Origin of the sequence: Kitasatospora azatica KCTC 9699 (assembly GCF_000744785.1) — a bacterium.
Lineage (GTDB): Bacteria > Actinomycetota > Actinomycetes > Streptomycetales > Streptomycetaceae > Kitasatospora > Kitasatospora azatica.
In genome coordinates this window covers 2,076,703-2,088,178 of sequence record NZ_JQMO01000002.1, presented here as the reverse complement: position 1 = coordinate 2,088,178, position 11,476 = coordinate 2,076,703, and the positions used below count along the sequence as shown (strand labels likewise).

Below are 11,476 nucleotides of genomic sequence, written 5' to 3'. Positions count from 1 at the left end.
TCCACCAGGTGTACGAGGCCGGCCGGTCGCAGGGTTCACTCGCCCTTGCCCATCGCTCCCGTCTGGACCTGCACCGTGCGCCGCCGGGTGATGTACAGGCCCCGGCCCACCGGCAGCTGACGCGGTTTCACATTGCCGAACAGGTACCCCTCCGAGGGCGGGCAGGAGAGCAGCAGCGCCGGGGAGTTGATCTCCTGGAGCTTGCGCAGCAGCGGGTCTCCCAGCCCTCGGCCGGCGCCGTTGGCGCCGCGCGCGACGATCAGGTGCAGTCCGATCTCCGCGCCCTGGGCGAGGTGGTCGAGCACCGGGGCGAACGGGTGCGCGCCGCTGCCCGCGGCGAGCAGGTCGTAGTCGTCGACCAGGATGAAGAGTTCGGGTCCGTCCCACCAGTCGCGCAGCTTGAGCCGAGCCGGGGTGATGTCCGCGGGCGGGATCCGGTTCTTCATCGCGCGCGCCGCGCCGTCCACGATCTGGCGCAGCATGTCCACCGCGACGGCGTAGCCGAGGCGGTACTCCTGCGGTACCGCCTCGTAGAGTTCGCGGCGGTAGTCCACCAGCATGATCCGGGCCTCGGCGGGCGTGTACCCGGTGGTGATCGAACTGATCAGCAGCTTCAGCAGGTTGGTCTTGCCGGATTCGGTGTCGCCGATCACCAGCAGGTGCGGGTTCTCCTCGAAGTCGTGCCACAGCGGCGCGACCTCGGTGTCCTCCAGGCCGATCGGTGCCCGCAACCGGCCTTCGGGGGGCGGAAGTTCGGCGGCGTCCAGGACCAGCGGGAGCATCCGCACCTCGGGGGCCCGGGGGCCGGTCCAGTGCTCGCCGATCGCGTCCACCAGGTCGGCGATGCCCTCGGCGAGGTCCTCGGTGCGGCCGGAGCCGTCGATCCGCGGCAGGGCGGTCAGGAAGTGCAGCTGCTCCTCGGTCAGGCCGCGCCCGGGGAGCTTGGGCACCTTGGCGGCCGCCCGCATGTTGATCACCGAGTCGACGGCGTCGCCGAGCCGCAGCTCGAACCTGGTCTGCAACTGGTCGCGCAGGCCGCCGGAGATCTCGCCCCAGCGGGTGGTGGCGATCATCAGGTGGACGCCGTAGTTGATGCCGCGCTGGGAGATCAGGGTGAGCGGCTGGACCAGGTCGTTGAACTCCTGGCGCAGGGTGTTCCAGCCGTCGATGACCAGGAAGACGTCCCCGTGCGGGTCGTCCGGCAGGGCGCCCTCGGCCTTGCGGCGGCGGAAGGTGGCGACCGAGTCGATGCCCAGCTCGGCGAAGTACTTCTCGCGGCGGGTGATGATCGCGTTGATCTCCGCGACGGTGCGCAGCACCCGTTCGCCGTCGTGCCGTCCGGTGACCGAGCCCAGGTGCGGCAGGCCGCGCAGGCCGGCGAGCGTGCCACCGCCGAAGTCCAGGCAGTAGAACTGGACTTCGGCCGGGGTGTGGGTCAGCGCCAGGGAGCTGATCAGGGTGCGCAGCAGGGTGGACTTGCCGCTCTGCGGGGCGCCGGCGATGCCGACGTGGCCGCCGGCCCCGGACAGGTCGGCGGTCATCAGGTCACGCAGCTGGTGGAACGGGCGGTCGACCACGCCGACCGGCACGGTCAGTGTGCCGTGTCCGGTCAACCCGTCGACGGTCAGGCCGCGTTCGGGGTGCGGGGCGAGCGGTGGCAGCAGCTCGTCCAGGGTCGGCGGCACGTCCAGCGGCGGCAGCCAGACCCGGTGGGCGGGCGGCCCGGCATCGTCCAGCCTGGCCGCGGCGATCTCCAGCAGCGAGCCCGCATCGGTCGCGACCGACTCCTCCTCGACCGGCGCGGCCGACTGACGTGGCGTCACATAGCCGGTGCTGTACGGGACGACCTGCCCGGCCAGGGCGGCCTGGACGGCCGGTCGCCGCTTGGGCCGGTACGGGCCGGAGACGTAGGCCGCCTTGAACCGGGTCAGGGTGGAGATGTCGCTGCGCAGGAAGCCGTTGCCCGGCTGCGAGGGCAACTGGTACGCGTCCGGCACGCCGAGTACGCCGCGGCTCTCCATCGCGGAGAAGGTGCGCAGGCCGATCCGGTAGGACAGGTGCGACTCCAGGGCGTTCATCCGCCCCTCGTCCAAGCGCTGGGAGGCGAGCAGCAGATGGACGCCCAGCGAGCGACCGAGCCGCCCGACCATGATGAACAGCTCCATGAAGTCCCGGTGCGCGGCCAGCAGTTCACTGAACTCGTCGACCACCACGAAGAGCGTCGGCAGTGGTGCCAGCGGGGTGCCGGCGGCGCGGGCCGTCTCGTACTCCAGCAGCGAGGCGTAGTTGCCCGCCGAGCGCAACAGCTCTTGGCGGCGCACCAGTTCGCCGTGCAGGGCGTCACGCATCCGGTCCACCAGGGCGGCCTCGTCGGCCAGGTTGGTGATCACCGCGGAGGTGTGCGGCAGCGCGTCCAGGCCGAGGAAGGTGGCGCCGCCCTTGAAGTCGACCAGGACGAAGTTGAGCACCTCGGAGGAGTGGGTGAGCGCGAGCGCCAGCACCAGGGTGCGCAGCAGCTCGGACTTGCCGGAGCCGGTGGCGCCGATCAGCATGCCGTGCGGGCCCATACCGCCCTGTGCCGACTCCTTGAGGTCGAGATCGACCGGGCGCCCGTCGGCGCCGAGGCCGAGCGGGACCCGCAGCCGCTCGCTCGGACCACGCCGGCCCCAGAGCTTCTCCACCTCCAGCTGGTGCAGATCGGGGATGCCGAGGAGGGCGGTCAGGTCGAAGTCGGTGGCCAGCGGCTCGCCCGCGTCCACCGCGTCGCCGATCCGGTAACCGGCCAGTCGGGCGGCCAGCCGGGTGGCGGCGCGCAGCGAGAGTGCGTCGGGGCGGCCGAGTTCGGTGACGGTGTCCTTGCGGTTGCGGTCGGCGCCGATCATGGCCAGCCGGCCCGCCTCGATCCGCAGCCGCAACGTGGTCCGGGACGGCTTCCACTCCAGCGAGTCGGCCAGGTCGATCACCACGGCGTTGCGGTAGCCGGCCAGGGCGGCCCGGCCCGCGCCGTGGGTGCCGGCGCTGTCCAACACCAGGACGGTGAACGGCTCGTCGCGGTGCGGCACGGCGTCCGGCTCGTAGCCCGGCCGGCCGGTGAACTCCTCGCCGAGCAGCTGCTCGGCCTCGCCGAGGGTGCTCGCCACCAGTCGCACCGGACCGGCGCCGTCACTCTCACTCGGATGCAGCGCGTGCGGCAGCCACTTGGCCCACTCCCAGGCGGCGCGCTGCTCCGGGGCGGCGACCACGGCGATCCGCAGCTCGTCCGGACCGTGCACCACGGCCAGCGAGGCCAGCAGCGCCCGGACCAGCGCGCGCGAAGCCGACGGATCGTCAGACCGCAGCAGCAGCTGGGCGAACCCACGCAGGTGGATGGCCACCGGCTGGTCCGCCACGGTGCCGTAGGCGTGGATGAAGCGGCGCAGCGCGTGCGCACAGAGCGGCTCCAGATCCTCCACCGGCTTGGTGGCCAGCGGGGCGAGTCGCACCGAGAGACGCTGCGGACCGGTGGCGATCCGCACATCGCTGAAGTCCGGGTGGGCGGCCCGGCGTTCCCACAGACGCGAGGTGCCGACCAGCGAGCCGAGCTCCTCCGGCGCCGGGTGGCGCCAGGCCAGCGCCTCCTGCTGGCCGGTGATCGAACGGCGGACCTGGCGGCGGATCTGCGAGAGGTAGCGCAGGTAGTCGCGGCGCTCGGCACGCAGCTGCTGCTTGCGGTCGCTGGAGCCCCGGATCAGTTGGGTGACCAGCATGCCGACCGCGGAGAGGGCCATCATGCCGATCGCCACATAGGTGAGCGCTCCGCCACCGCCGTCCGGGCGCAGGAAGAGGAAGACCATGGAGAGCGAGCCGAGAGCCATCGGCGCCATGCTGATCATGCTCGCCATGCCGCCCTGCGGCTCCGGCAGCCCGGGCGGCTCCTGCAACTGGATCTCGCCGTCGGGCATTTCCGGCCCCGGGCGGCGAGCCGTGCGGTTGACCAGGACCACACTCACCGTTGGACTCCTTACTGGCCGGCGCTGTCCCCCGGGTCTACGGACGCTTCGGCGGGGCGGGTTCACCGGGTGAACGCGGGCCGGGCTCAGCGGTGGACCCGGCCGCACTGGTGCACGCGGTCGGATGCCGCGTGCACGCGATCCGGTGCCGCGTGAACGCGATCCGGGGCCGCGCCCGTAGACCCGGGCGTGAACAGTAGCGCCGTGGCCGGACTGTGCCGGCTCAGGTTCCACGCGCCGGGGTCGGTCTTCGAACTCGCCGTGCCCGCCGACGTGCCGCTCGCCGACCTGCTCCCCGCCGTGCTCGGCCACGCCGGTGCCGACCTGGCCGAACAGGGCCTGGAGCACGGCGGATGGGTGCTCCAACGGCTCGGCGAGGAACCGCTCGACGAGGAGCAGACCGCCGACGCGCTCGAACTGCGCGACGGCGACGCGCTCCACCTGCGGCCGCGCCGGGCCGCGCTGCCACCGGTGCACTTCGACGACCTGGTGGACGGCGTGGCCACCGGCATGCGCGAACGCGGCGACAGCTGGCGCCCGGTACTCACCCACCACCTGGCCGTCGGCCTGACCCTGCTGGCCCTGGCCGGCGGACTGGTGCTGCTCGCCCTGCCCGGCGCGGCCGGACCGCGCGAGGCGGCCGCCGCCGTCACCGCCGCGCTGCTGCTGCTCGGCGCCGCCAGCGCCTCGCGGGCGATGGCCGACCCCGGCGCGGGTACCGCTCTGGGCGCCGCCGCCGTGCCCTACCTGGCGCTGGCCGCGCTGCTGCTGCCGGGCGGACCGGCCGGCCACGAACTGCTCGGCGCCCGAGTGCTGGCGGCCGCCTCGGCTGCCGCCGGGGCGGCGGTGCTGGCACTCGCGGCGGTGGGTGGCGGGGCGCCGCTCTTCCTCGGGGTGGTGCTGGTCGCGGTGGTGGGGGTGGTGGCGGGGGCGTTGCTCATCGGCGGTCTGACGGTCGATCAACTCGCTGCGGTGATCGCGGTGGTGGCGGTGCTGGTCGGATCCTTCGTGCCCTCGGTCGCGTTCCGGCTCTCCGGGCTGCGGCTGCCCGCGCTGCCGCGCAACGCGGACGAACTGCAGGAGGGGATCGAACCGTTCCCGGCGCCCGGGGTGCTCTCGCGCAGCCTGGTCGCCGACGACTACCTGATGGCGCTCTACACGGCGGTCGGCGTGGTCTGCGCGGTGAGCCTGGTGCTGCTCGCCTTCGGCGCGGGTTGGGCCGGGCCGGCCCAGGGCGGGGCGTTGGCGGTGCTGCTCCTGCTGCACGGGCGGGCGATCGGCAGCATCCGGCAGCGGCTGGTCCTGCTGTTGCCCGGGGTGGGCGGGGTGGCGCTGCTCGGTGTGCGGCTGGCGGCGGCCCAGTCGGCGGGCGGGCGGCTGCTGATCCTGGCCGGGCTGCTGGCGCTCGGGCTGGCGCTGCTGGTCGCGGCCTGGACGGTACCGGGGCGCCGCCTGCTCCCGTACTGGGGCCGCGCGGCCGACCTGCTGCACACGCTGAGCGCGGTGGCCCTGCTGCCGTTGGCCCTGCTGGTCTGCGGGGTGTACCACGCGATGCGCGGCATGAGCGGCTGAGCACCTGAGCGGCGGGGTCACGGGCCGCGGGCCGAGGGCCGAGGGCCGGGTGGTGCGGGTGGTGTGGGTGGTGTGGGTGGTCGGTGCGAGTGGCCCGGGTGGGCCGGGAGTTGAGGAGAGGCCAGGATGCAGTCCCGACGCGACCAGGTGCAGGCGCATCTGTTCGTGCTGAGCAGGCTCGCCTCCGGCATGCTGCGGGCCGAGCCCGACGCGCCGGACACACCGACCGGGCGGACCACCCGGGGGGCGGTCGCCGGGTTGGCGCTCGGCGTGTTGATCGCGCTGGTGGTGACCGTGATCGGGGTGCTGAAGCCCGGCGGCAGCACGGAGTGGGCCAAGCCCGGCACGCTGGTCGTGGTCGAGGAGACCGGCGCCCGCTACCTCTACCTCGGCGGTCTGCTGCACCCGGTGCTCAACCAGGCCAGTGCGAAGCTGCTGGCGGGGGATCAGTTGACGGTCCAGCAGGTGAGCGAGCGCTCACTCAGCAGCGTGCAGCGCGGCGCACCCGTGGGCCTGCTCGGTGCTCCCGACGGGCTGCCGGCGGCTGCCGCGCTCGCCGCCCAGCAGACCTGGCTCACCTGCGCCGAGCCCGCCGGCGCGGCCGCGAAGCTCGCCCTGGCCATTGGCCCGCGGACCGAGGGCGCCCCGCTCACGCCCACCCAGGCGCTGCTCGTCAGCGCCCCCGACAGCACCCAGTACCTGCTCTGGCAGGGCCGCCGGCTGCGCGTCGACGTCCACAACAGCGCTGAGCAAGCGCTTGGTTACACCAGCGCGACCGTCACCCCGTTCCCGGTCGGCGCCGCCTTCCTCGACACCCTGCCCGCCGGCCCCGACCTGACCGCCCCGGACATCCCCGGGCGCGGCTCGCCCGGCCCGGTGCTCGCCGCCCGGCAGACCCGGGTCGGCCAGCTCTTCGAGGCCCCCGGCGGCGCCCGCTACGTGCTCACCACCACCGGCCTGGCCCCGCTCAGCGCGCTCCAGTACGCGCTGCTGCGCGGCGACCCCCGCACCCAGAGCGTCGCGTACGCCGACGCCGCCCCCGCCCCCGTCGCGATCGGCCCGGCCGATCTCGCCGCCCACACCGCCGCCGCCCCGCCGAGCAGCCCGCTGCCCGCCGACCCGCCCGAACTGGTCACCCCCGCCCCGGGCCAGGCGCTCTGCGCCGACCTGCACCCGACCACCGACGCCGCGCCGCGCACCTCGGTCACGGTGCTGGACAGCGCTGCCCTCGACGGCCAGTCCCCGACTGCCCAGCCCGGTGTGGCCCCCTCCTGCACCCCCGCCGACCGGATCGCGGTCCGTCCCGGCGGCGGCGCGCTGGTCCGCGCGACCCTCGCGGGCGGCAGCCCGGGCGCCGCCGAGTACCTGGTGACGGACGGCGGCGTGAAGTACCCGGTGCCCTCGGCGGCCGCCGCCAAGCAGCTCGGCTACGCCTCCGTGCCCCCGGCCGCCGTCCCCGACACGCTGCTCGCCCTGCTGCCCACCGGTCCGTCCCTGGACCCGGCAGCACCGGCCACCGGAGTGCCGACACCGCCTGCCGGCTCGGCCTGTTGACGAACCGTCAGATCTGAACCAGCTCGCCAGGGCGGACCGTTCTACCCGGCAGACAGCAGCCCGGGGCCGCCGCCCCGGCTGTCCGACCCGACACAGGAGCCACCATGGCCGACCCGACCGGCAACCTTCTCACTACCGACGACCAGAGCGTGCAGCAGGCGCTGACCGGCCTGGGGCACCAGATCTCCGCCATGATCACCGCCGGCCAGACGGTCGAGCGGATCAACGAGGAGATCGCCGCCAAGTACGTCTCCGGCGCCAGCAGCGCCTTCCAGGACCGGGTGACCGACTGGGTGGACCGCTACAAGGTGATCATGAGGTCCGTCGAGCACCTGATGGAGAGCACCGCCTCCGCGAGCAAGGTGCTCACCAAGGCCGAGGACGACGCCCACGTGGTCGGCGGCAACTGGGGTGCCTCGGACGGCGTCTACTCCGCGCTCAACGGCTGACCCTTCCCTTCCCTCCTCCCGTCCGAAAGGAGCCACCCCGTGGCGAACATCCAGCTCCATCACGAGTCGATCGACAACGCCTTCCAGGACCTGCTGCAGGCGGCGCAGAGCATGCAGAACAACCTGGACGAGCTGATCCAGACGCTCACCCCGCTGCGCGCCCACTCCGGCAGCTACAAGGAGGCGTTCGAGCAGTTCTTCACCGCGGTGCAGCAGAACGAGGGCCAGATGCACCAGGACATCACCAAGGGCGCCCAGATCCTGGACGAGATGAACCACACCATGCGGTACGCCGACCAGGCTGCCGCGCAGGGCTTCTGAGGGGCGTGCCGTGAGCCCACTCAAGGTCACCGACGGCTACCTGACCAAACTCGCCGACAACGGGATCAAGGATCTGGTCAAGTCGATGACCGGCATCAATCCCAACGACGCGAACGGCAAGGCGATCGGCCATGTGATGGACTTCGCCGCCGGCGGTGGCGGGTTGCCCAGCATCGACGGCAACTACACCCAACTGCTCGCCGGAGCCGCCCCGTTCACCGCCGGGGTCAATCTGGCGGGTGACTTCAAGACCTTCGCCGGTCTGATCAAGCAGCAGCTCGGCGCCATCTCGGACTCGCTGCTGCAGCTGGCCGAGGCGGCGTACAAGGCCGAGAAGACGTTCAACAACGCCGAGGACGACGCGCTCACCGCAGCGCAGATGTTCACCATCCTCGGCGGCTCGCCCAGTGGGCCGTCCGGTGGGCCACCGGCCGGACCGCCGTCGGTCTGACCGCCGTCGGTCTGACCGGCCGTCCGACGACGCGAACCGACCACGCGATCCGGTTCGCGTCGTCGGATCCGTAGCCCCGGACCCCGGCCCCCTTGGCCCCATCCCCCTGCCCGCACCACCATCACCTCGGGAGTCGACGCACGTGAACTGGGAAGAGGCCATGTCGGCGTTCGCCAGCACCGACAAGACCAAGAGCGTCGCCTCGCGCGACGAGGTGGCCAGCGGCAACTGGGTGCCGAGCCACGGGGTCGACCTGGTGCTGGCGGGGACGTACGACGCGAACAAGTACGACATCTCCTGGGTGTCGAAGCCGGTCTCCATCACGTACCAGGCCGGCGGCGGAAACGCGGGCGGTTACCCCACGTACGTGACCAACGACTACGTGGTGGTGGCCTGGGGATCCGGGGCCTGGGGGGACTGGCTGAGCAAGGACGGGACGACCAGCAAGCTCGACCAGTTCAGCGGAGGCTCGCTGAACGTGCTCAACACGCTGGTCTACGCCCCGCACGAGAGCAACACCACCAGCGTGCGCAGCTTCCAGGCGGCGATCGACATGCTCAACGGCCTGCACCTGTGGATCACCGAGGACATGCACAACAAGATCGCGGGACTGACCAAGGACCTGGACGTCCCCGACGGCGAACTCCAGGGCAGCGCGGCCGGAGAGTTGAAGTCCTACCTGACCAGTGTCGAGACCTCGCTGACCGACATGTGGCGGATGCTCAACTACCTCGGTGACCCGGTGCAGCTGCTCACCACCGCCAAGGACGACTTCAGCGCCGGTCTGACCAACCTGCTGACGGGCTACTGGAACTGGCGCGGCGACAAGAGCGGCAACATGGGCGTCTACGGGGACAAGGACCAGTACGCGACCACCAAGCGCGACCCGAGCCAGGCCTACCCGGTGAACTGCGTGGTCAACGCCCTCTTCGAGAAGATGGCCGGCGCGCAGCTGGTGCCGAACGGCAGCACCAGCTACAAGGTCATGGTCGGTGGCGCGGACGCCAGTTCGGACGCCTTCTGGACCACGGTGAGCGACCGGGCGCACGAGATGTGGAAGGAGGCGGTGGTCTACTACCTGGACGCCGCCGTCAACGACTTCACCAAAACCGTCGGCGGATCCTTCGACACCGTCCACCGGATGCTCGGCGCTACCAAGTTCAAGACCGAGACGCCCCAGGGCGCCGGCCTGCCCGCACCCGATCCGGGCAAGGGAGGCGGCGACGGCACCGGCGGCGGACCGGGCGGGATCGGCGCCGGTGGTGGGGGCAGCGGCGCGCCGAACCTCGGCAAGACCCCGCCGCCACCCCCGCCGCACATCGACCCCTCGCACAGCAACTCCGGCCCGCCCAACCTGAACGGCACCGCCCCGCTGCTCGACGCCAACGGCAAACCGCTCACCGGCAAGGACGGCAAGCCGCTGACCGTGCCGGCCGGTTCGCACATCGACGCCAACGGCAACGTGATCGGCCCGGACGGCAAGCCGGTGCTCGGCAAGGACGGCAAGCCCGAGAAGGTACCCAAGGGGACCACCATCGGGACGCCGAGCAACCCCGGCCCGATCTCGCTCGGCGGCGGGCCGTTCACCGTCCCGCCCGGCTCGCACGTGGACGAGAACGGCATGGTGATCGGCCCGGACGGCAAGCCGGTGCTGGACGCCAACGGCAACAAGGTCTACGCGGGCAAGAAGGCCACCATCACCAAGGACGGCCAGATACTCGACGCCAACGGCAAACCGGTCAGCAACCAGAGCCAGTTGCTGGCCAACGAGGAGCAGGCGCTGAGCGAGCACCTGACGCCGCTCAACCCCAGCCGCAGCAACCTCGGCTACAACCCGCCCGAGGACTTCAACGCACCGCTGACCAGCGGCGAACGGCTCTCCTTCGGCGGTGAGAAGTCGCTGTTCGGCGAGGGGATCGGCGGTGCGAAGTCGATCTCGACGGTCGGCGGCACCTCGCTGAGCAACGCCGCGATGGGGCTGGGCCCCAAGGCGTTGGAGAACGGCGGTGCGCTGTCGGCCAAGGACCTGGCGGCCCAGGAGGCGATGGCCGCCGAGAAGGCGGCCGCCGAGCGCACCGTGGCCGGTGAGCGGGCCGCGATGGGCGCCGCCGAGGAGGCTCAGCTGATGGGCCGGTCGGTGGCCACCACCGGCGGCGGCGGGATGCCGCCGATGATGCCGCCCGGCGGCGGGGCAGGCGGCGGCGCGCCCGGCGGGCAGGAGCGGCAACGGACCACCTGGCTGGCCGAGGACGAGGAGGTCTGGGGCACCGAGACCGGCACCGTGGACGGCGTGATCGGCCGCTGAACTGCGCCCGAGGCCCCGGCCGTAGGAATCCGTAGGAAGAAGTTCAGCAGGACGAAGTCCCGTAGCGAGAAAGGACCGAGATGGCGGCGTCCCCGTTCGCGGACCAGATCGAGCAGGCGATGGCCACGCTGCGCGAGCAGCAGGCGAGGATGGCCGAGACCACCAGGGAGTTGCAGGCCAGCACCGCCTCGGTCACCTCCAAGGACCGGATGGTCACCGCCGTGGTCGGCGCGCAGGGCGAGGTGGTCTCGCTCACCTTCCACACCACCGCCTACCGCTCGATGGCCCCGGCCCAACTGGCCGGCATCCTCACCGAGGTGCTCAACGAGGCACGCGCCGACCTCGGGGCGAAGGTGCTGGAGGCGATGCGTTCCTTCGAGGGCCTCGGCGAGGCGCTGCGCACCTCGATGACCGGCGGCACCGAACTGGACGAGCTGCTGGCCCCGTTGCAGGCGATGCGCCCCAGCCATGCGGCCGCCGAGGCCCGCCGGACCGCGCGGCAGGAGGAGTTCCGTGGCTGAGCGGTTCACCGCACTCTCCGAACTGAAGACGGCGTTCGGCAAGTTCGGCGAGATGTCCGACCTGCTCGACCGGATGCGCGGCAAGGTCGGCGAGATCAACAAGTTCAACAAGGACTCCGCCGGTCAGGACGACATCGGCAAGCAGTACCACCAGACCGTCGACCGGCCCACCAAGGACCTGACCGACCTGCTCACCCAGGTCCGGGAGTCGGTGGACAAGGTCGGCGAGAACGGCAAGGACGCCACCGACCAGTTCACCAACACCGACCAGAACCTGAAGGACACCACCAGCGGGTTCTGACTCTGTCCGCACA

9 protein-coding genes are annotated in these 11,476 nt (G+C 72.1%); 8 read left to right on the top strand and 1 reads right to left on the bottom strand.

The genetic code is table 11. The features are described 5' to 3' along the window. Positions 1–35: 35 nt before the first annotated feature. Positions 36–3,989: a type VII secretion protein EccC gene (locus tag BR98_RS09580; RefSeq protein ID WP_035841699.1), complete on the bottom strand. Its 3,954-nt coding sequence runs from the start codon at positions 3,987–3,989 to the stop codon at positions 36–38. A 189-nt stretch (positions 3,990–4,178) separates the two neighbouring features. Between BR98_RS09580 and eccD the strand changes: the two genes are divergently transcribed. The 8 genes from eccD to BR98_RS09540 all read left to right on the top strand — a co-directional run bounded on the left by eccD (position 4,179) and on the right by BR98_RS09540 (position 11,463). After that, a complete protein-coding gene (gene eccD, locus BR98_RS09575) occupies positions 4,179–5,561 on the top strand; it encodes a type VII secretion integral membrane protein EccD (protein ID WP_035841695.1) in 1,383 nt (460 codons plus the stop codon). A gap of 126 nt (positions 5,562–5,687) precedes the next feature. Beyond that, complete coding sequence (gene eccB, locus BR98_RS09570; RefSeq protein WP_035841692.1) at positions 5,688–7,115, top strand: type VII secretion protein EccB; 1,428 nt, start codon at positions 5,688–5,690, stop codon at positions 7,113–7,115. Between the two features lie 104 nt (positions 7,116–7,219). Next, positions 7,220–7,564: a hypothetical protein gene (locus tag BR98_RS09565; RefSeq protein ID WP_035841687.1), complete on the top strand. Its 345-nt coding sequence runs from the start codon at positions 7,220–7,222 to the stop codon at positions 7,562–7,564. 39 nt (positions 7,565–7,603) lie between these two features. Further along, a complete protein-coding gene (locus BR98_RS09560; protein WP_035841685.1) occupies positions 7,604–7,885 on the top strand; it encodes a WXG100 family type VII secretion target in 282 nt (93 codons plus the stop codon). 10 nt (positions 7,886–7,895) lie between these two features. Beyond that, on the top strand, positions 7,896–8,336 hold the full coding sequence (locus BR98_RS09555; protein ID WP_035841683.1) for a hypothetical protein: 441 nt from the start codon (positions 7,896–7,898) through the stop codon (positions 8,334–8,336). A gap of 142 nt (positions 8,337–8,478) precedes the next feature. After that, positions 8,479–10,641 (top strand): hypothetical protein, encoded by a 2,163-nt coding sequence (locus BR98_RS09550; protein WP_157537557.1) that lies wholly within the window; start codon positions 8,479–8,481, stop codon positions 10,639–10,641. Positions 10,642–10,721: 80 nt separating this feature from the next. Next, positions 10,722–11,162 (top strand): YbaB/EbfC family nucleoid-associated protein, encoded by a 441-nt coding sequence (locus BR98_RS09545; protein WP_051969509.1) that lies wholly within the window; start codon positions 10,722–10,724, stop codon positions 11,160–11,162. Continuing rightward, positions 11,155–11,463, top strand: coding sequence for a hypothetical protein (locus BR98_RS09540; protein ID WP_035841680.1), 309 nt, complete (start codon positions 11,155–11,157; stop codon positions 11,461–11,463). Before BR98_RS09545 ends, BR98_RS09540 begins: the two co-directional genes overlap by 8 nt. Positions 11,464–11,476 lie beyond the last annotated feature (13 nt).

Bases quoted from the DNA above. Each gene is read 5' to 3' on its own strand.
- BR98_RS09565 (WP_035841687.1), top strand. From the start codon at position 7,220: ATGGCCGACCCGACCGGCAACCTTCTCACTACCGACGACCAGAGCGTG.
- eccB (WP_035841692.1), top strand. From the start codon at position 5,688: ATGCAGTCCCGACGCGACCAGGTGCAGGCGCATCTGTTCGTGCTGAGC.
- BR98_RS09545 (WP_051969509.1), top strand. From the start codon at position 10,722: ATGGCGGCGTCCCCGTTCGCGGACCAGATCGAGCAGGCGATGGCCACG.